Source organism: Photobacterium sp. GB-210 (genome assembly GCF_003026075.1).
Lineage (GTDB): Bacteria > Pseudomonadota > Gammaproteobacteria > Enterobacterales > Vibrionaceae > Photobacterium.
Genome location: NZ_PYNU01000008.1, coordinates 1 through 20568, shown reverse-complemented (window position 1 = coordinate 20568; position 20568 = coordinate 1). Strand labels below are relative to the sequence as shown.

Here is a 20568-nt window from a genome sequence, read left to right as displayed (position 1 = left end):
CGCTAAATTAGCTTTTTGGTTGGCTATCAAGTAGCTGACGTAATGCTGCAGGCGGCTGATAACCAGGGATCATCGTACCATCAGCGAGAATAATAGCAGGCGTACCGTTCACACCCATTGCAACACCAAGCTCGTATTGTGCACGCACTAAATCTGGACGAGGTGTGATCTTACTTGTATCAAAATTGCCGCTCTTCGCATCATCCATCGCTTTTGCACGATCTTTAGCACCCCAGATCGCACTCATTTGATTAAAGTTGCCAGAACGCTCACCACCACGAGGGAAGGCTAAATAACGAACAGTAATGCCTTCATCATTATAACCTTTGATATCATTATGTAATTTACGACAATAGCCACAGCTTGTATCGGTGAACACGGTAACGACATATTTTTCGTTCTTTGCAGGATAGACAATCATGTCTTTTTCCATCGCTGCAATTTTATCCTTGTTCATTTTTGCCATTTTTTGCTCTGTTAAGTTAACAGGCTGCGCACCATTATTTTCGTATAAGTGACCAACGACAAAATACTTACCATCATCAGAAGCATAAACAATGCCACGCTCTGTCATAATTTCATTTAATCCTGAAATCGGAGACGCTTCAATCGATGAAGGGGTTAAGCCGACTTTCGCAAGTTGCTGACTAATCGCCGCTTCATCTGGCTTCGCTGCCGCTGAAAAAGCCGTTAAAGCAACCGCTGTTGCCACAATTGTTCGGCTGATAAAGTGCATTTAATTTATCCTTAATTAATGATGATACTCTCAATCTTTATGAGACCTAATTCATCGTAAAATAGTTTCAAATTTTCTACTCTCATTTGCTAGGCAAGAATAAGTCAACTCTAACGGAACGCAAACAGTATTCACGAATTTACCTAACACTCTCTCACAATTATGCGCGAGGATGGTGAGTTTGGTGTAATTGTTTTAACCTTTCCGTTGCAACATGGGTATAAATTTGTGTGGTTGATAGGTCACTATGTCCAAGCAACATTTGTACCACACGAAGATCAGCACCGTAATTTAATAAGTGCGTTGCAAAGGCGTGACGCATCACGTGAGGTGATAATGTTTCTGCATCAATTCCCGCTAAAACAGCATAGTGTTTAATCCGATGCCAAAACGTTTGACGGGTCATTTGTCTTGCTCGACGACTCGGAAATAACACATCAGAGCTTTTTTCTCCCAGCAGTTGCGGACGCCCCGTATCAATAAATTGTTCAATCCAATCGACAGCATTTTCTCCCATCGGGACTAATCGCTCTTTATCACCTTTACCAGTAATGCGAACGACACCTTGGCGCAAGCTAATATTTTCCATAGTTAATGTCACAAGCTCGGTTACACGCAAGCCTGTTGCATACAACAATTCAAGCATCGCTTTATCGCGCAGTTCAATCGGATCATTAACATCGGGCGCTTCTAATAACGCATCCACTTGTGCTTCACTTAAATCTTTGGGTAAGCGTTTGGGTAATTTAGGTGTCACTAGCATCGCACTCGGATCGTCATCACGCATCTTTTCACGATGTAAATATTGAAATAAACGGCGAATAGCAGAAACCATACGTGCACGTGAGGTTTGCTTATAATCTTTATCAAATAACCATTGTTGATAACGCTGTAAATCATCAACTGAAACACTGATGACATTACGTGATTCTTGTTTTAACCAGCGTAATAGCTTGGTTAAATCATTGCGGTAAGACGACAAGGTATTTTCAGATAATCCTCGCTCCATCCACATCGCATCCAGAAAACGTTCGATAATAACGTCATCGTTTTCCATTTTTCACTCCAAAATCTGTGTTAGCAAAGCTTTAACACATGGATAGAAACACAGTACTTTCATTCATCATAGAATATTTTAAAGCAAAAGTAACGAGGCTTATTACAACAGACAATAAGTGAAAAAATATCGGATGCTTTTATTCACTTTATTGAGCTTGTAAGGTCATTACAGGTACACTCAAACAATAAATAAAAATACTAGGATACTCAGCATGAAAATCGGTTTGTTTTATGGCTCAACCACCTGCTATACCGAAATGGCAGCAGAAAAGATCCGTGATTGTATTGGTCCCGAGCTGATTGAACTGCGTAATATTAAAGAAGCAGACATCAATGAGATGAACCAGTTTGATATGCTTATTTTAGGTATTTCAACCTGGGACTTTGGTGAACTGCAAGAAGATTGGGAAGCCGTGTGGCAGCAGCTTGATGGATTACGTTTAACCAATAAAACCATTGCATTGTTTGGCTTAGGCGATCAAGAAGGTTACACCGAGTGGTTTCTTGATGCGATGGGAATGCTGCATGACAAGCTATTAGAAGCAGGCGTTCAATTTATTGGCTACTGGCCCAATGATGATAGCTACCAATTTGAAGCATCAAAAGCCCTTACTGACGATAAACAATTCTTTGTCGGTCTTGCGCTGGATGAAGACTCACAATACGAACATTCCGATCAACGTATCACCCAGTGGTGTGAGCAAATTATGCTTGAGTACGCCGAAACCTTGTGAGCAATCACATTGCATATATCAACAAAAAGGGATGCACATGGCATCCCTTTTCTATGTCTATCTCAACAGTGAATTTACGCTAACTTATCTTGTGGCCCCATCGCTTTGCCACCGACAAAGCGCGTGATCGCAAGCGCAATCAAAGTCGGTAATACCCAAGCCATACCATAATTAAATAGTGGTAAATCACTGAACATTGATACATCAAACTTCAAGTATTTCGCCACATCAATCATGCTAAAGATAAAAGAAACCAACAACACAACACGGTATGCTAAACGTGGATTCGGTAACCATTTACGTACTAAGGTTAATGCGACCAGTGCAATCGCGACTGGATACAAAGCAAATAACACAGGTACAGATAACGCAATCAACTGGTTCAAACCCACATTGGCTACCACCGCACAAATTACCGCCAAAATCACCGCCCACTTTTTGTAAGACAGTGACGTTAAAGAGCTGAAGTAATCTGCACATGCACTGATCAAACCGATCGCTGTCGTTAAACAGGCAAGTAATACAATTGCAGATAGGATCACCTGACCCGGCGCACCAAATAACGCCATCACATAGCCAGTTAAGATAACGCCACCATTAGCCGCATTAGGTGCAATCGCTGTACTGGTCGCGCCTAAGTAAAATAATGAGATATATACAAAGGCTAAGCCTGCTGCTGCAATAAGACCGGCGTAGATCAGGTAGGTACAGGTTGTTTTTTCATCACTAACACCTTTACTGCGGATCACATCCACAATCAGCATACCAAACATCAAGGCCGCGAAAGTATCCATGGTGTTATAGCCTTCAAGGAAACCTTTCGTAAACGCCTGTGTTACATACTCACCTTGCGCTGCAACAATCGAACCTTGTGGATTTACAAATACTGCAATAGCCAGTATAGCCAATACGATAAACAGTGCAGGTGTTAAGAACTTACCAATCATGTCGATCAGCTGGCCACGAGACCAAGCAAAAAAGAGGGCGACTGCAAAAAAGATCACAGAAAAAGTCGTTAAGCTTGCTTGACCAGCATCTGCCGCCATAAATGGTTTTACTGCCATTTCATAAGCGACTAAACCTGTTCGCGGCGCAGCAAAAGCAGGACCAATAATAATAAAAATCAGCACCGCCATTAACGTTGCTATTTTTGAGGGTAAATCACGGGTTAACCCCTGCCAGCCACCACCTGCCATTGCAACGGCAATAATGCCAATTAAAGGTAGACCAACGGCTGTAACTAAAAAGCCAAACATGGCCGAAAGCATATTTTCACCGGCAAGTTGACCTGCTAATGGTGGAAAAATAATATTCCCAGCACCAAGAAAGAAAGCGAAAGTCATAAAACCTAACGCTATAATGTCTGTTACTTTGAGTGTCTTTTTCAAACTGCACCTTCCACTCTTCTTATGGGTTACGTGTTGTGTTTTTATAATTATCCACGTTGATTACAAAATTAAACATATATAACCAACGAAAACATAATGGATAAAAACAGCATTCTTGGCAATAGTGTAGAAATAAACACCACATAATACATAAACAAAGCATTAAAACCAAAATATACAACCAATAAAGACAATAAAAATAGAATATAAAACCAACTAAATACAAAAGATTAAAATATAAACAAAAAGCAAACATAGTAGTTAACTATGTCAAAACAATAAAAGCGCACTAACCAAGCCGTTGTGATGATTAGTGTTATAACCATTACGGTTAATCGTTTATTCCATATTTAGCTCAAACTACTTAGCTCAAAACACAAGAAAAGGGAAAATAGCCATGTCACGCGGCTTTAGCTTTAAACAATTTCACGTCAATGATTTAGGCTGCGGAATGCCTATCAGCACCGATGGTGTATTGCTAGGAGCATGGGCAGCTATGCCTCGACAAGGTAGAGTGGTGGATATTGGTACAGGCAGTGGTTTATTAGCACTCATGGCTGCACAGCGGACAAGCACGTTAGCTTTACCTATTACTATCGAAGCTATCGAAATCGATCCACAAGCCGCAGCGGTAGCACGCCAAAATTTCACAAATTCACCTTGGCATCTACGCTTACAGTGTATTGAACAAGATGTCACTGAATGGCGACATACACAGCCCCCTAATAGTATTAATGCGATTGTGTGTAACCCCCCTTATTTCAATTTTGGTCAGCAAGCAGAGCAATCACACCGTGCTACTGCTCGACATACCGATACATTTAGCCATCAACAGCTACTTAAAACGCTTCAATGGCTTCTTACAGAAGAAGGGATCGCCAGTATTATCTTGCCAAGTTACGAAGGACAGCGCTTAATTGAAGCCGCTGCTGAATATCATTTACATTGTATTGAACGTTGCGATGTCCAAAGTACCGAGAAAAAAGCACCGATTCGATTACTTCTACAATTAAGTAAAAAGAAACAAACCTGTTATTCATCTCACCTTTGCATTCATAATAATGGTGATTATTCAATTGAATTCAAAGCATTAACGAAAGATTTCTATCTGAAAATGTAACCGAATACGACATTTATAGCCCCTGTAAACGTTGTAATAATCATCAATGATTAAAGTTTTTATGTTTTAATCGGTGTCACTTACGCCAAGAGTGGCTATAATGCCGCCCCTTAAATATTAATACCCTTGTTGTTATTCTTTGTAATTGGCATACGATAATGACACATAGCATTTGTCTTGGGAGAGATAACTGGTGAGAGACTTTTCCGAATTAGAGTTAGATAGCGAGCTGTTACGAGCGATTGAAGAAATCGGCTATAGCCGCCCAACAGTGGTTCAAGCGCAGGCTATCCCTCATGCCCTTGACGGTAAAGATGTAATGGCTTCTGCGCCAACAGGGACCGGAAAAACAGCAGCCTTTCTTCTACCGATGATCCAACACTTGCAAGATTTCCCACGCAAAAGACCGGGACCTGCACGTATTCTGATCTTAACGCCAACGCGTGAACTTGCCATTCAAGTTGCCGATCAAGCAAGAGCATTAGCAAAATATACAACACTAAAAGTATTTACCATCACAGGTGGTATCTCATATGACGAACATGCCGAAATGCTGGGTAAAACTCAGGATATCGTGGTAGCAACACCAGGTCGTCTTATGGAGTACATTGAAGCTGAGAAATTTGACTGTCGTGCTATCGAGTGTTTGATCCTTGATGAAGCCGATCGCATGTTAGACATGGGCTTTGGTAAAATTGTTGAGCGTCTTAACCATGAGTGTCGCTGGCGTCGTCAAAGCTTATTGTTCTCCGCTACCTTAGAAGGTAAAGGTGTACGTGAGTTTTCAGAAACAATTTTGAATGAGCCTGTTGAAGTAAATGCAGATCCTTCTCGCCGCGAACGTAAAAAGATCCACCAAATGTACCTTCGTTGTGACAATATGGATCACAAGCTTGCTCTGTTAGAAAACATCATTAAAGAGCAAGCTGAACGCACGATCATCTTTGTCAAAACACGTGAGCGCCTAGCTGTACTTCGTGGTCAACTAGAAGCCATGGGCATCCCTTGTAACTGGATCCAAGGTGAAATGGCACAGGCTGCACGTACAAACATGATCACTCGTTTTCGTGATGGTGTTGTGAACGTATTAATTGCGACAGACGTTGCTGCACGTGGTATTGATTTACCTGATGTTAGCCATGTGATCAACTTTGATCTACCTCGTACAGCTGAAGTTTATGTACACCGTATTGGTCGTACTGCACGAGCGGGTAAGAAAGGAACGGCAATCTCCTTGGTTGAAGCACATGATCAAAGCATGATCGAACGTATCAGCCGCTACATGAAAGAAGAAGTGCCAGAACGCTTTATTCATGGCCTACGTCCACAGACCAAAAAAGCAAGCACTGCCAAGAAAAAGAAAAAAGTGAGTAAAAAAGTAAAAGAAGCGAAAGCGAAAAAGAAAATCAAACAAGCGGCAAAAAAAGGCCAAGCTAAATCGTAATTTCTCTTTTACCACATAGATAAAACAACAAGGCCAACTTTCACGAGTTGGCCTTTTTCATTTAAAAACAATTATTTATTACTATTGTTCTTCACGCTTAAATACGAATTCTTTCGCTGTTGATTCTGCTTCAACAAAATAATAACCCGCGGTATCAAATTCTTTTAAAGCTTCAATCGATGTGATTTGATTATCAAGAATGTAACGCGCCATCATGCCACGGGCTTTTTTGGCGTAAAAGCTGATCACTTTATAATTACCGTTCTTACAATCTTTAAAAACAGGTGTGATAAGTTGAGCATTCAACTTCTTCGGTTTCACCGATTTAAAATATTCGTTAGATGCAAGGTTGATCAGAATATCATCGCCCTGCTCTACTAATGCTTGGTTCAATTTATCGGTAATGATATCACCCCAAAATTGATACAGATTAGTACCGCGAGGGTTCGCTAATTTCGTCCCCATCTCTAAGCGGTAAGGTTGCATCAAATCTAATGGACGCAATAAACCATATAAACCCGAAAGCATACGTAAATGCTGTTGAGCATAAGCAAACTGTTGTTCCGTCATGGTTTCAGCCGCAAGACCAGTATAAACATCACCTTTAAAAGCCAATATTGCCTGACGAGCATTGTCTTGCGTAAATTGTGGCTGCCACTCAGCAAAACGAGCTGCATTCAAACCTGCAATTTTATCGCTCACTTTCATTAAGCTCGCAATATCCATTGGCGTTAACTCACGACATACATCAATCAGTTCAGCAGAGTGATCCGTTAGCTCTGGCAAAGTATAGGTTGATGTTACCAATGGCGATTCATAATCAAGGGTTTTAGCGGGGGAGACCACAATTAACATAAGGCTTTTTCCTTTAAAGTCTGACTTGAAAAGATTATCACTAAACAACAAAAAAGCCACTTAGAAACTAAGTGGCTTTGGTTATTTCAGTAATAGGCGTTCACTATGATTTACTCTTATCCCAAATGCCTTCTTCTAACTGGGCATGAAGCTCTGGGTAATCATTACTATCAAACGTCGGCACCTTACCCAGCGATAACTGTTTATTGTAATCAGTAGCCAACTTCACCACAGTGCCTGACAGTAAAACAATCGCGACTAAGTTAATCAGTGCCATCATTCCCATTGAGACATCGGCCATTGCCCATACCGTTGGCAGATCAGCTAACGCCCCAAACATCACCATAAAGAGCACCACAACACGAAAAATATTCAAGCCAATTTTATGGTTATGCTCAAGAAAAATAAGGTTGGTTTCAGCATAGGAATAATTAGCAACGAGCGATGTAAACGCAAAGAAGAAAATTGCAACGGCAATAAACACAGAGCCCCAATCGCCGACTTGCGAGCTCAAGGCACGCTGAGTTAACTCAATCCCTGTCACTTCACTATGGGGAACATATTCGCCAGACATCAAAATAATCGCGACAGTGGATGAACAGATCACCATTGTATCCATAAATACCCCCAGCATTTGCACATATCCCTGCGAGGCAGGATGGGGCGGATAAGGTGTTGCAGAGGCTGCCGCATTCGGTGCCGATCCCATGCCGGCTTCATTTGAAAATAAGCCACGCTTTAATCCATTAATCATTCCTTGCGCAATGGTATACCCCAGTGCTCCCGATGCCGCTTCTTCTAGACCGAAAGCACTGCGAAAAATCATCATGATAATATCAGGCAGTTTTTCTATGTTGATCGCCATAATATAAAGGGCAAGCACCAGATAACATAATGCCATTGCAGGAACTAAAATTTCCGCGGTTCTTGCAATCGTACGCAAACCACCAAAGATGATCACTCCAGTCATGATCACAAGCCCAATACCAACATATATCGGTGACCAGCCAAAAGCGACATGAGCCGCCTGACTTATCGAGTTAGCTTGAACCGAGTTAAACACTAAGCCAAAAGCAATGATCAAAAAGACCGAGAACATAACGCCCATCCAGCGCATGCCTAATCCTTTTTCCATATAATACGCAGGACCACCACGATAATTACCATCATTATCGCGGGTTTTATAAAGCTGAGCTAATGCACTTTCTGCAAAAGCAGTCGCCATACCAAGCATAGCAATCAGCCACATCCAAAAGATCGCGCCGGGGCCACCCAAAGTTAAGGCCACGGCGACTCCCGCCATATTACCTGTGCCGACTCTAGCTGCTAAGCTCGTACATAATGCTTGGAAGGAAGAAATTCCGGCACTGTCTGATTTGCGACTGTTTTTCATCACCTTAAACATATGTCCAAAATGACGGAACTGGATAAAGCTCAAACGGTAGGTAAAGTAAATACCGACTCCTATCAGTAAATAAATTAATACCGAGCCCCAGAGTAAGTCATTTAAAAAGGTAATTTGGCTAGACAAGTGGGTTCCTTCTACAACACCGTACGTATCGAATAAATAATGGCAATGGATGTGGTATCCACCCAAGCAGCGCAAACTAAATCATTACAATTTAGTAACCAAACAGAGTGATTACACATGGATATTCCCTCTCTTATTTTTGTAAGTCTATTATGAGGGGATATATCAAAAAAATTTCATTCATTATCACATGAAATACACTAAGGGTATATTTTTTAAGTAAATATCTAAAAACTTCCCACTAAATCCAAACATAAATAAAGCCTAATCGCGAGTTGTTTTCTTACATTTTCGGTCATAAAAAGGATATATTTGACTTTTAGCACATAAAAATTTCATCTTTAAGCAACAAATGAGAAACAGTTCAATTTTACTCTACCCCATAGTGTGATAATTAATGACCTTGTAGCTTATATTTAGCTAGATCATAGGAAGAGGTGCTTTATGGATAGCTTTGCATTTGATGATATGTTCACCACAGAAACCGTCTCTCGTCGCTCTCGAGCAAAACCTGAAAAACGTAAATGGCGTGAAATCGAAGCCTTAAAAGATCGTCAACGACTTCGTCGTGAACTTCAAGATATGGATATGTGCGGTAGTTACAATGCCGATGAATTCGACTTTTAACAGACAGTTCCAGACTAAAAAAATAAAACGCCAGCATTTTGCTGGCGTTTTGTTTTTAGAAATAAATTCACTTATAGCTGCCAATTAATCACTGATTTCCCCATTTCAGCGAGTAACTGATTGGTTTTAGAAAAATGCTGACAACCAAAGAACCCCCGGTATGCAGATAACGGTGAAGGATGCGCTGAATGTAAAACATGATGACGCTCGGTATCTATCTTTTTACCTTTTTTCTGAGCATGGGCGCCCCACAGTAAAAAGATCACTCCCTCTGTATTATCATTAATGTACTCAATCGCACGATCGGTAAATGTTTCCCAACCAATCTTAGCGTGAGAATGCGCGCTCCCTTGCTCTACTGTTAGGACGGTATTAAGCAATAAAACACCTTGCTCTGCCCACGGCTGTAAATAACCATGTTCAGGTACTACAAAGCCTTCAATGTCAGTGGCTAATTCTTTATACATATTCGCCAATGACGGTGGCGTTTTAACTCCTGGAAGTACAGAGAAACTTAATCCATGAGCTTGCTTTGGCCCATGGTAAGGATCTTGTCCTAAAATCACGACCTTGGTGTTCTCTAATGGCGTAGAGGTGAATGCATTAAAGATATCTTGTTGAGGAGGAAATACCACTTTTCCTGATGCACGAGCAGCGTCAACCGCCTGTTCAATCCCAGAAAAATACGCTTGTGCTCGTTGTTGCTCGATAAATGTAGACCAGCTAGCGGTCATAAATACTTCCTCATCAATAGAATTTACTCAGTAAGAATATCAAAATCAGATCACAAGCGAGATAAATAATCGACGCCTTCATTTAAAGCCACTTATTTTTGAGCGGCAAAATCTCGCAATGTCGCAATCTCTTGATGCCAAATATCAGGATTAATCGTTTCTAAAATAAGAGGCATATGATTAAAACGATCATCTTGCATGATATAACGAAAACAATCCCAACCGATCGCTCCTTCACCTAGACTATGGTGGCGATCTAAATGACTCCCTAAATCACCTTTGGAATCATTTAAGTGCATACCTCGGAGATATTGCATTCCAACAACGTCATCAAATTCAGCAAAAGTTCGATCAGTTGCAGTTTCAGTGCGTAAATCATATCCCGCCGCAAAGGTATGACAGGTATCAATACAGACACCTACCCGTGTTTTATCTTCAACTTGATCAATAATTTCTGCCAAATGTTCAAACCGCCAACCTAAATTTGAACCTTGTCCCGCGGTATTTTCGATCACTGCAACCACATCACTGACTTCTTTATGCGCAAGATTTATGGACTCAGCAATCAATTTTAAACACTCTTTTTCAGAAATTTTTTTTAAATGACTCCCCGGATGGAAGTTCAAAAGGTGCAATCCAAGCTGTTTACAACGCGACATTTCATCAATAAAAGCAGCACGCGATTTTTCCAACTTTTCAGCCTCTGGTGCACCTAAATTAATCAAATAAGAGTCATGTGGCAAAATAGCATTGGCATTAAATTCTAATTGAGAACAACGCGCTTTAAATGCCGCTATCACATCGGCCTCTAACGGCTTAGCCACCCACTGACGCTGGTTTTTAGTAAACAGGGCAAAAGCATTCGCACCAATTTTGTCAGCATTTACTGGCGCATTAAATACACCACCAGCAGCAGAAACATGAGCACCAATCAGTTTCATAACAATTTTCACCTTATTCATGTCATTTGGCATTTCAAGCCAAAGAGAAACATTTAACAAACATTATAATTACAATCACACTTCAATAATGTTGTAAAAATACAACATTATTGAACTAAACTATTTTTTATCGCTTAAAATTTGTTGTTGATTAACCCTTAAAATGGCGTTAGATTGACTTAGCTCAATAAAACAGCCCTACTTTATTTAAGGTTTTTTGTTGTAATTTGATCTAGATCAATACACAAGTAGCCGTGCTGAGTTATAGCATTAAAGACTCAGCAAAAAGATTAAATTAACACCACTTTCTCGGAGATAAGTTATGATTACTGGTATTCAAATTACTAAAGCTGCAAACGACGATCTACTAAACACTATTTGGATCCTAGACAGCGAAACAAACGAAGCTCGTTGTGTATGTGCACTATCTGGTTTTGAAGCTGACCAAGTTATTGCTCAATCAGATCTAGGTGACATCGAATACCGTGAGCTAGCTATCGAAGCACCAGCAAAAATCGAAGGCGGTCAGCACCTAAACGTAAACGTTCTTAAGCGTGAAACATTAGAAGATGCTGCTAAGCACCCAGAAAAATACCCACAGCTAACAATCCGTGTTTCTGGTTACGCTGTACGTTTCAACTCACTAACTCGTGAGCAGCAACAAGACGTTATCGCACGTACTTTCACTAGCAGCCTATAATTTCCTGCTAGCTTGCCTTATTAAGTACGTAACAATAAAAAAACGGCACGATCAATGTGCCGTTTTTTATTATCTGTAATAACAGAGTAATAAAAAAAGGAGCCTCGGCTCCTTTTTAGCGCTAAATACTATTCGTTATTACTGTACTGAACGTAATACCGCCTTCACGGCTTCAAAATCATTATCACGTTCTAAAGATAATAATTCCATCGCATTATGCTTCGCTAAAGGTGCAGGTAATGGAATATCTTTATCTAAGATCTCATCCACCACTTCTTTAAATTTCGCTGGATGCGCAGTACAGAGGAACAAACCTGTTTCGCCATCATTTAATTGCTCGTTAAGAATACGATAAGCAATCGCGCCATGAGGCTCACATAAATAGCCTTCTTCATTCATTTGCTTTAAGGTTTCAGCTGTTTGCTCATCCGTAACAGCACCATAACCTAATTCATTTAATCCCCAACCTTTTAGCTGACAAAGCTCTTCAATACGTGGCCAGTTATTCGGTTGGCTAACATCCATCGCATTTGAAATAGTTGGAACAGTGACTTTTGGAGACCACTCACCCGTTTGTAAATAACGTGGAACAGTGTCATTTTCATTCGTTGCCGCAATAAAGCGTTTAACAGGTAAACCTAACGATTTAGCTAATAAGCCTGCCGTTAAATTACCAAAATTACCACTTGGTACTGAAATAACTAATTGCTCACGTTCCGCTTTAGGCAGTTGAGCAACAGCTTCAAAGTAGTAACAGATCTGCGCCATTAATCGGCTAATATTGATGGAATTAGCAGAGTTTAAACCCACTTCTTTGCGCAACTCAGCGTCATCAAATGCTTGTTTCACTAATGCTTGGCAATCATCAAATGTGCCATTTACCGCAACTGTTGTAATGTTCTTACCTAAAGTACAGAACATCTTTTCTTGTAATGGGCTAATCTTGCCCTTCGGATACAAAATCACAACCTTGATGTTATCCATGCCATAAAAAGCATGCGCAACAGCGGCACCTGTATCGCCTGATGTCGCGGTTAAAATCGTGATATCACTTTCACTATCAGCCGTTACTGCTGCGAGTGATTGCGCCATAAAACGACCACCAAAATCTTTGAATGCTAATGTTGGGCCATGGAACAACTCTAGCGCATACACGCCGTCTTTTACTTTATTGATAGGTGCTGGGAACTGAAATGCACTATCAACCATTTGGCTAACAGTTTCTTCACTTAGCTCATCACCGATAAACGCGGAAAGGATCTTGCTACTACGTGTGACAAAATCCATCTCTAGCAATGCATCAATATCGCTAAATTGAGGGAGTTCTGATGGAAAGAATAGACCTTGGTTACGTCCTAATCCTTGACGTACAGCCTGACCAAATGAAACCTGCTCTTGATGTTCTTTTAGATTATACAATTTCATTGTTATAGCTCACTTCCTGTTACTTTTGCGCCCAAGCTGTCTAATCGACAAACATGAACAAATCCTTCATCATTTTGAACATAATGTTCTTCGAGCCAACGTGCAAGTCGTTTAGCGACCTCTAAATCGGTGCAAACACTAAACATGGTTGGTCCAGAGCCTGAAATACCACTCGCAATCGCCCCTGCATCTAACGCATGCTGACGTGCTTGCGCAAAGCCAGGTAACAGCTTTTCACGGTAAGGTTCAGCCACGACATCTTTGATCATCTTCGCAGCTAACAGCGGTTGGTTTGAGTGACAGGCATGAATAAAACCACCTAAATGACGACCATGAGTGATCACATCTTGGCGACGATATTGTGCCGGTAAAATTGCACGCGCTTCAGCCGTTGGAACTTTAATCCCAGGGTAAGCCATCACCCAATACCAATCATCAAAACAAGGGACCTTCTGGCTTATGATCCCAAGCTCTTCCACCATGAACTGCAATCCACCAAGAAAACACGGTGCGACGTTATCATAGTGAAGACTCCCTGAAATCTCGCCTTCCATTTCCCCCATGAGCGCTAATAGCTCTGTTTCATTAAGCGGTTGATCATGGAAACGGTTAAGTGCATCTAATGCGGCAACAATCGAACAAGCACTTGAACCTAAGCCAGATCCAATCGGCATGTTTTTTTCTAATGTCACATCAACTGGGAGTAACGTGACCCCTTTTTTATCCAGCTCTCGTGCAAATACTTGCCAGCAACGATAGACAATATTCTCTTCTGCCTGCTGCGGCAGTTTATCAACAAAGGCACCAACGCATTGCAAACTAAAAGGTGTTTGACCCGCAGCCACTTTTACTCGATCGCCCAATAAGGTGCCATCAATTGGCGATACTGCCGCGCCTAAAACATCAAAACCAACACTCACATTACCAATCGATGCCGGAGCATAAACAACAACACTCATCTTATACTCCTCGCTTCCAGCCTAATGTACGCATTAAATCGGCAAAGACACCCGCTGCAGTTACTTCCGTACCCGCACCGTAACCACGTAATACCAGTGGGATCGGTTGGTAGTAACGGCTGTAGAAAGCTAAGGCATTCTCACCATCTTTAATTTTAAACATTGGATCATCAGGGTTCACCGCAACAATTTTCACCGAGCAATGGCCGTTATCGATTTCACCAACATAACGCAGTACTTTGTCCTCTTTTGCCGCTTCTTGAGCTAATTGAGTAAAATATGCATCCGCTTGTGATAAACGCGCCATGAAATCATCTACAGAGCCAGAAGCATCAAAACCTGGTGGTAGTGCTTGTTCAACATCCACGTCTGAAAGCTCTAGCTCCAAACCAGACTCACGAGCAAGGATCAACAGCTTACGTGCCACATCCATACCTGATAAATCATCACGAGGATCGGGCTCAGTAAAGCCATTATTACGCGCAACGGTTGTTGCTTCGCTAAAGCTCATGCCTTCATCCAATTTACCGAAGATATATGACATTGAGCCAGATAAAATGCCAGAGAAGCGCTGTAGTTCATCACCTGCGGCTAATAGGTTCTGCAAGTTTTCAATAACAGGTAAACCTGCACCCACCGTAGTGTCATACATAAACTTACGACGGCTTAAACGTGCCGCTTGGCGTAATTGTTGGTAATAAGCCATGCTAGCCGTGTTTGCTTTCTTATTCGGTGTAATAACATGGAAGCCAGCAGCAAGGTAATCAGTATATTGCTCAGCAATGGTTTGATCTGACGTACAATCAATGATCACAGGGTTGATAATGTGATTACGCTGAACTAGCTGGATCATACGAGCAAGATTGAGTGGCTCATTCACCGCTCCCATTTGATCACGCCAGTTATCTAGGTCAAAGCCATCACGGCTCAGGAGTAACCCTTTGCTGTTCGCCATTCCGCAGACGCGAATCACGATACCGTCATCGGCAAGTTTACTTTGTTGACGCTGGATCTGATCGATCAACTCACCACCAACACCGCCAACACCAATCACAAAAACATCTAGGAAATGCTGGCTATTAAACAAATTCTCATGACACGCTTTAACAGCTTCTGGGACTTTATTTTGTGGAATAACCGCTGAAATAGCACGCTCAGATGATCCTTGCGCAATCGCAACAATATTGACATCCACTTCCGCTAAAGAAGTAAAGAAACGCGATGCTACGCCGTGAGATGTACGCATACCATCGCCAACTAAAGTTACGATCGATACGTTATCTGAAAATTCAACAGGCTCAAGCAGACCTTCTTTTAATTCCAGTTCAAAACTTTCGTTTAACGCTTTTTCAGCTTGAACATGATCTGCCGTTTCAATACAGAAACTAATACTGTATTCAGATGATGATTGAGTGATCAATACAATCGATACGCCAGCAGATGACATCGCACCAAATACGCGGGCAGCCATACCGACCATCCCTTTCATACCTGGGCCAGACACGTTCACCATCGTAAGATCTTTTAGAGTTGTGATCCCTTTTATGGCTAATTGATCTTCACCAGTATCTTGACCAATTAGTGTCCCTGGCGCTTGTGGGCTAAAGCTATTTTTAATCAAGCATGGAATTTGAAATTGGGCGATAGGGGCGATAGTTTTAGGGTGAAGAACAGAAGCACCGAAATAAGATAATTCCATCGCTTCTTGATAACTTAAAGATTTCAGTAGGCGTGCATCAGGGACTAAACGAGGATCACAGCTATAGACACCATCAACATCTGTCCAAATTTCACAACAATCCGCACGTAGACATGCAGCAAGCACTGCAGCAGAATAATCAGAACCATTACGACCCAGTGTTACTAGCTCACCTTTGCTGTTACCTGCGGTAAAGCCAGGCATAATACAAACATGCCCGGCAGGTAATGGATCACGACGGAAATTCTGCGTTGAAATTTCAATATCGACATGCGCCTCAAGGTAATCACCTTCAGCATAGAGATATTTAACCGGATCGATAAGGCTTGCAGGCTGACCTTTCGCTTCAAGTAAAGCTTTCATCGCTGCAATAGAAAGACGTTCACCTTTACTGATGATCGTCGCATACACATTATCAGGACATAAACCTAATAGTTTAATACCATGAACATACTCTTTTAGTTGTCCTAGAGAGCTCGCCAGTTTTGCATCTAAAGCGGCTTTATCAAACTGAGGCTCTAAGGCTTTTAAGCCACTAAACAATTCAGTAAATACCTGTTCGAGATCGGCCAACTGTAGCGATGATTCACCCGTTTTCACGGTGTTATCAATCACTGAAACTAATTTATTTGTTACCTTCCCTGGTGCTGATAGCACAACAGAAACGTCACCTTGCTGAGCATTACTCGCAATAATATCTGCTGCTCTTAAAAATCGCTCTGCATCGGCTAATGATGAACCGCCAAATTTAAATACTCGCATTCCCTACTCCCGAGTGACTATCCTGATCTATCTAGTTATCGCATCTAGATATACTCAAATATGTGAATTTAAAATCGTTAAAAAAAAACCCGCAGCTCAATATGAGTTGCGGGCTTATTGTTAATCCTTGCGTATATCAGCCCGCACCAACACCGAAGATGTTAATGGTAATAATAATGCGTGTAATGGCGTGAGAGCTGAATACATTCTTCATTGGTCTACAAATTCTTTTTTGCTAATAGCTTACGTTTACAGCAATCATACATTAGAGTCAATAATATCTTTACAATTGCACAACACAATAGATGGCGAAATTAATCAATTATCAGTCACTTTAATTAACAAAAATGGCTATTCTATTTGCAGTCATGCGGACTACGTTGCATAGTTAGGCGTGAATATATTGCATCGGGAGGAGTACCAAATGAGCGCTGCCATGGAATCATTAATTGCCCATACCATCTTACAAGGCTTTGATGCCATGTACGGTCGCTTTCTCGATGTAACAGCTGAAGCACAAGAACGTTTTGAAAAACAGCATTGGGGGCTTGTACATAATGCTTTAAAGAAGCGCATCAGCTTTTATGATCATCATGTTGAATTAGTCACAAACCAAATTCAAATTATGCTAGGTGAACGATACGCCAATCATGATTTTTTAATGGCTGTGAAAATGGCCTACCAAGATTTACTCTTAGACTATCCTCGTTACGATATTGCTGAGAGCTTCTTCAATTCAGTATATTGCCGTATATTCAAACATCGAAATATTAATCGCGATAAATTGTTTGTTCATACTTCACAAGAAGATCGTGTTCCCCCTTACCCAACATCACTAACGCGCCACTATCGTGTTAAAACAACACTGAGTGCGATGTTTGAAAGAATACTTGATGACACGCCCTTTACGTTAACTTGGCAAGATAAATCGAGAGATATCCAACTATTACTTAAACACTTACAACGGGATCTGGGTAATAAGTTCGATCAAGATACAACGCTTGAGCTTATTCGTGAGCCTTTTTATCGAAATAAAGCCGCCTATTTAATCGGAAAACTCACATTCTCTAATGGCGATTTCTGTCCCTTTGTCGTTCCGATTTTAAACGATAGTAGTCATGAAATTTATCTTGATGCGTGTATTTGTGACGCTAACGATGTCAGTATTATTTTTGGTTTTGCACGCTCATATTTTATGGTTTATGCCCCTGCGCCAGCTGCATTAGTTCGTTTCCTTTCACAGTTAATTCCCAATAAAACCCTTGCTGAACTTTATACTGCGATTGGCTGCCAAAAACATGGAAAAACAGAGCTTTACCGTGAATTCTTAGCCCATTTGGCGACAACTGATGACAAATTTGTCGTAGCGCCCGGCATAAAAGGCATGGTGATGTCGGTATTTACTCTGCCATCTTATGATTTTGTCTTTAAGATCATTAAAGACAAATTTGCACCTCAAAAAGATATAAGCCACAACACTGTCAAAGAAAAGTATCAGCTAGTAAAAGGACATGATCGTGTTGGTCGAATGGCGGATACCCAGGAGTATCGTAATTTCTGTTTTCCTCGAGAGCGTTTTAGCGAAGCATTAATCCAAGAGCTACAGTCTATCGCTCCCTCTATCATTACGCTAACTGATGATACGATTATGATTGAACATTTATATATGGAGCGACGCATGGTGCCGTTTAACCTCTATATAGAAAAAGCAGACGATGGTGATCTACGCTTTGCTATTAATGAATACGGCAACGCTATAAAGCAGTTAGCCGCAGCCAACATTTTTCCAGGTGATATGCTATTTAAAAACTTTGGTGTGACTCGACATAAGCGTGTAGTGTTTTACGATTATGACGAAATCACCTACATGACAGAGATGAATTTTCGTAAAATTCCACCACCTCGATACCCAGAAGATGAACTGGCGGCAGAGCCTTGGTATAGCGTAGGAATCAATGATGTCTTTCCTGAAGAGTTTCGTACCTTTTTATTAATAAACCCCAAAGTACGCGCATTATTTGACGAGCTACATAGTGATTTGTTTGAAGCGAGCTATTGGCAAAAGCTACAACAGAATATTACGGAGGAAAATTATCCCGATGTGTTCCCTTATCCATCTGAATATCGATTTCATCAGCATTAACAATCAACAAAAAACATCATCACATTGTAATAATTAAAACACTAGTTACATAAAATAAGCGCACTGGCTCATATAATGTAAAACAGGGTGTCTATTTCTTAAATCTGAAATGCATTTTATCTACCAATACCCTAAAGTTAGTAACATAAAATAATAATTAGAGATAATGGTATGACGAGATTATTATTAGGGATGATTGTATTATTAGGGATTCAGCCTGTATTTGCCTCTGAATTCGATGACTTCGAACCCACTTATAATCGCAATAAAGAACAATCATCAGGGTGGTTTCTCTCGTCACAATCACGTCATCAACAAGCATTTGATGTTTGGCAAATTGACAGCGGATACGCTTATACCATTACCAAAAATACTCAACTTTATTTAAGTACCCAATTAACATCAGGTACAGTAACCCAGCGAGGGTCTAGAGGTATTGCATCAGGTGTTAAATATAATCTCACGCCCAAAGTCAGCCTACAAAGTGAAATAAATACGGCAACGACTAAAGAGAATATAAAGTTAGGGATAGAGGTCAGTAGTCAATATGATGTATCAGATCAACTAAACCTTAGAGCGACTGTTGATTATGAAGAACTCGAACAAGTCATTGAGTTTGGATTAGGATTTAGCTTCTAAGTAAAAGTTAGCTATTAGTCACTTAAGACAGATAAATCCAACGCGTGCTTAGACAAGATAATTCCATTTAAATCGGCATAAATATAATCACCAGGGTAAACTAGGTTTTCACTGAGATTTAATGTCACATTGAGCTCTCCCATTTGACGCTTCACTGTCTTAATCGGACATCCCCCTAATGCTTTTACACCTAAATTTAATGTCGCTAATGTTGCTATATCACGAACCGCACCATTAACAATGATCCCTTGCCAATGATTCTTAATCGCCAACAATGCTAATTGATCACCAAGTAACGCTCGTCGACAACTACCATGACCGTCAATAAATAACACTTTACCAGTGCCGTCTTGAGATAATATGTCACGTACTAAGCTATTATCTTCAAAACATCGGAGCGTGACACATTGGCCGTAAAAAATGTTTTTCCCACCATAATCATGACATCCTATTGGCAAAAAATGGATATCTTGTTCATAGTGATCGCATAAATCCGGTAGTAAATCTTTCATCATTCACTCTTCTTAGTATCAGTTAACGTCATCAATACTCATCTTGTCTAACATCAAAAAGTAAATTAACAATGTTACCTACCCCTTAATGGTTAAACGCAGAAATCAACACGACTTGAAACAAGGTAACGTTATAAACAAAATAGCTATGTAGAAGACGTATTAACAACTTTTAGCGTCAATCTAATATAGAATCAGGTTTAGATTCATCACATATAAAACATGCAACATAACGACGTCAATGTTACAATTAAAAACATAACGTAAATAACATGTTGTAGTTAATGTAAGTTATAGCCTGAAAAACACACAATCGGTATGTTTTTCATGAATATTTAACTTGGAAGTAATCAACCCACTATAGCTTCGACGATATTGTTAAAACTAAGAGTGAATAATCTATCTTTGCTCATTCTGTTTGATATAAATCAACATTAGTTCCATTCCATTACACATACTATTTACTGCCATATTATCTGAAATGTATCGGGTTTGATTTGGTGGTTATTCAAACTTGCAAGCATAAGAACCGTCAACTATATACTAATAAGTATATTAAG

18 protein-coding genes are annotated in these 20568 nt (G+C 40.5%); 7 read left to right on the top strand and 11 right to left on the bottom strand.

Features of this window, described 5'->3' with window-relative positions; genetic code table 11:
* Positions 1-7: 7 nt before the first annotated feature.
* Both dsbC and xerD read right to left on the bottom strand, forming a co-directional pair.
* Positions 8-736: a bifunctional protein-disulfide isomerase/oxidoreductase DsbC gene (gene dsbC, locus C9J38_RS11655; RefSeq protein ID WP_107207253.1), complete on the bottom strand. Its 729-nt coding sequence runs from the start codon at positions 734-736 to the stop codon at positions 8-10.
* Positions 737-896: 160 nt separating this feature from the next.
* Positions 897-1793, bottom strand: a complete 897-nt coding sequence (xerD, locus tag C9J38_RS11650; RefSeq protein ID WP_107207252.1) for a site-specific tyrosine recombinase XerD — start codon at positions 1791-1793, stop codon at positions 897-899.
* A 214-nt stretch (positions 1794-2007) separates the two neighbouring features.
* On the opposite strand from xerD, the gene fldB reads away from it, so the two are divergent.
* On the top strand, positions 2008-2529 hold the full coding sequence (gene fldB, locus C9J38_RS11645; protein ID WP_107207251.1) for a flavodoxin FldB: 522 nt from the start codon (positions 2008-2010) through the stop codon (positions 2527-2529).
* Positions 2530-2603: 74 nt separating this feature from the next.
* Here the strand turns inward: fldB and brnQ are convergent, their stop codons facing one another.
* A complete protein-coding gene (brnQ, locus tag C9J38_RS11640; protein WP_107207250.1) occupies positions 2604-3917 on the bottom strand; it encodes a branched-chain amino acid transport system II carrier protein in 1314 nt (437 codons plus the stop codon).
* Between the two features lie 397 nt (positions 3918-4314).
* Here brnQ and C9J38_RS11635 point away from each other — a divergent pair, with 397 nt between their 5' ends.
* Together C9J38_RS11635 and srmB are read left to right on the top strand one after the other, a co-directional pair.
* The gene (locus tag C9J38_RS11635) at positions 4315-5037 is read left to right on the top strand and encodes a tRNA1(Val) (adenine(37)-N6)-methyltransferase (protein WP_107207249.1); all 723 of its coding nucleotides are present in this window, start codon (positions 4315-4317) and stop codon (positions 5035-5037) included.
* A gap of 193 nt (positions 5038-5230) precedes the next feature.
* Positions 5231-6481 carry an ATP-dependent RNA helicase SrmB gene (srmB, locus tag C9J38_RS11630; RefSeq protein WP_107207248.1) on the top strand — a complete coding sequence of 417 codons (1251 nt, stop codon included), beginning with the start codon at positions 5231-5233 and terminating at the stop codon, positions 6479-6481.
* Positions 6482-6562: 81 nt separating this feature from the next.
* Here the strand turns inward: srmB and yaaA are convergent, their stop codons facing one another.
* On the bottom strand, positions 6563-7336 hold the full coding sequence (gene yaaA, locus C9J38_RS11625; RefSeq protein ID WP_107207247.1) for a peroxide stress protein YaaA: 774 nt from the start codon (positions 7334-7336) through the stop codon (positions 6563-6565).
* Positions 7337-7439: 103 nt separating this feature from the next.
* Positions 7440-8867, bottom strand: a complete 1428-nt coding sequence (locus tag C9J38_RS11620; RefSeq protein ID WP_107207246.1) for a sodium:alanine symporter family protein — start codon at positions 8865-8867, stop codon at positions 7440-7442.
* A 444-nt stretch (positions 8868-9311) separates the two neighbouring features.
* On the opposite strand from C9J38_RS11620, the gene C9J38_RS11615 reads away from it, so the two are divergent.
* Positions 9312-9494 (top strand): DUF3545 family protein, encoded by a 183-nt coding sequence (locus C9J38_RS11615; protein WP_005369686.1) that lies wholly within the window; start codon positions 9312-9314, stop codon positions 9492-9494.
* 71 nt (positions 9495-9565) lie between these two features.
* Here C9J38_RS11615 and ung read toward each other — a convergent pair whose 3' ends face one another.
* Positions 9566-10228: a uracil-DNA glycosylase gene (gene ung, locus C9J38_RS11610; RefSeq protein WP_107207245.1), complete on the bottom strand. Its 663-nt coding sequence runs from the start codon at positions 10226-10228 to the stop codon at positions 9566-9568.
* 92 nt (positions 10229-10320) lie between these two features.
* Positions 10321-11175, bottom strand: a complete 855-nt coding sequence (gene nfo / locus C9J38_RS11605; RefSeq protein WP_199187070.1) for a deoxyribonuclease IV — start codon at positions 11173-11175, stop codon at positions 10321-10323.
* A 316-nt stretch (positions 11176-11491) separates the two neighbouring features.
* Here nfo and grcA point away from each other — a divergent pair, with 316 nt between their 5' ends.
* The gene (gene grcA, locus C9J38_RS11600) at positions 11492-11869 is read left to right on the top strand and encodes an autonomous glycyl radical cofactor GrcA (protein WP_107207244.1); all 378 of its coding nucleotides are present in this window, start codon (positions 11492-11494) and stop codon (positions 11867-11869) included.
* A 138-nt stretch (positions 11870-12007) separates the two neighbouring features.
* Here the strand turns inward: grcA and thrC are convergent, their stop codons facing one another.
* Genes thrC through thrA form a run of 3 tightly spaced genes read right to left on the bottom strand, consistent with a single transcriptional unit; the run spans position 12008 to position 16714 of the window.
* Complete coding sequence (gene thrC / locus C9J38_RS11595; RefSeq protein WP_107207243.1) at positions 12008-13294, bottom strand: threonine synthase; 1287 nt, start codon at positions 13292-13294, stop codon at positions 12008-12010.
* 2 nt (positions 13295-13296) lie between these two features.
* Entirely contained in the window at positions 13297-14253 is a 957-nt protein-coding gene (gene thrB, locus C9J38_RS11590; RefSeq protein ID WP_107207242.1) for a homoserine kinase, read from the bottom strand.
* Between the two features lies 1 nt (position 14254).
* Entirely contained in the window at positions 14255-16714 is a 2460-nt protein-coding gene (gene thrA / locus C9J38_RS11585) for a bifunctional aspartate kinase/homoserine dehydrogenase I (RefSeq protein WP_107207241.1), read from the bottom strand.
* Positions 16715-17138: 424 nt separating this feature from the next.
* Between thrA and aceK the strand changes: the two genes are divergently transcribed.
* On the top strand, positions 17139-18857 hold the full coding sequence (aceK, locus tag C9J38_RS11580) for a bifunctional isocitrate dehydrogenase kinase/phosphatase (RefSeq protein WP_107207240.1): 1719 nt from the start codon (positions 17139-17141) through the stop codon (positions 18855-18857).
* A gap of 171 nt (positions 18858-19028) precedes the next feature.
* The gene (locus tag C9J38_RS11575) at positions 19029-19496 is read left to right on the top strand and encodes a hypothetical protein (protein ID WP_107207239.1); all 468 of its coding nucleotides are present in this window, start codon (positions 19029-19031) and stop codon (positions 19494-19496) included.
* 14 nt (positions 19497-19510) lie between these two features.
* On the opposite strand, the gene C9J38_RS11570 is transcribed toward C9J38_RS11575, so the two are convergent.
* Complete coding sequence (locus tag C9J38_RS11570) at positions 19511-20008, bottom strand: putative 4-hydroxy-4-methyl-2-oxoglutarate aldolase (RefSeq protein ID WP_107207324.1); 498 nt, start codon at positions 20006-20008, stop codon at positions 19511-19513.
* Positions 20009-20568: the final 560 nt, after the last annotated feature.

Bases quoted from the DNA above. Each gene is read 5' to 3' on its own strand.
- fldB (WP_107207251.1), top strand. From the start codon at position 2,008: ATGAAAATCGGTTTGTTTTATGGCTCAACCACCTGCTATACCGAAATG.
- aceK (WP_107207240.1), top strand. From the start codon at position 17,139: ATGAGCGCTGCCATGGAATCATTAATTGCCCATACCATCTTACAAGGC.
- C9J38_RS11570 (WP_107207324.1), bottom strand. From the start codon at position 20,008: ATGAAAGATTTACTACCGGATTTATGCGATCACTATGAACAAGATATC.
- yaaA (WP_107207247.1), bottom strand. From the start codon at position 7,336: ATGTTAATTGTGGTCTCCCCCGCTAAAACCCTTGATTATGAATCGCCA.
- ung (WP_107207245.1), bottom strand. From the start codon at position 10,228: ATGACCGCTAGCTGGTCTACATTTATCGAGCAACAACGAGCACAAGCG.
- thrB (WP_107207242.1), bottom strand. From the start codon at position 14,253: ATGAGTGTTGTTGTTTATGCTCCGGCATCGATTGGTAATGTGAGTGTT.
- grcA (WP_107207244.1), top strand. From the start codon at position 11,492: ATGATTACTGGTATTCAAATTACTAAAGCTGCAAACGACGATCTACTA.
- xerD (WP_107207252.1), bottom strand. From the start codon at position 1,793: ATGGAAAACGATGACGTTATTATCGAACGTTTTCTGGATGCGATGTGG.
- C9J38_RS11575 (WP_107207239.1), top strand. From the start codon at position 19,029: ATGACGAGATTATTATTAGGGATGATTGTATTATTAGGGATTCAGCCT.
- thrC (WP_107207243.1), bottom strand. From the start codon at position 13,294: ATGAAATTGTATAATCTAAAAGAACATCAAGAGCAGGTTTCATTTGGT.
- dsbC (WP_107207253.1), bottom strand. From the start codon at position 736: ATGCACTTTATCAGCCGAACAATTGTGGCAACAGCGGTTGCTTTAACG.
- thrA (WP_107207241.1), bottom strand. From the start codon at position 16,714: ATGCGAGTATTTAAATTTGGCGGTTCATCATTAGCCGATGCAGAGCGA.
- C9J38_RS11635 (WP_107207249.1), top strand. From the start codon at position 4,315: ATGTCACGCGGCTTTAGCTTTAAACAATTTCACGTCAATGATTTAGGC.
- C9J38_RS11615 (WP_005369686.1), top strand. From the start codon at position 9,312: ATGGATAGCTTTGCATTTGATGATATGTTCACCACAGAAACCGTCTCT.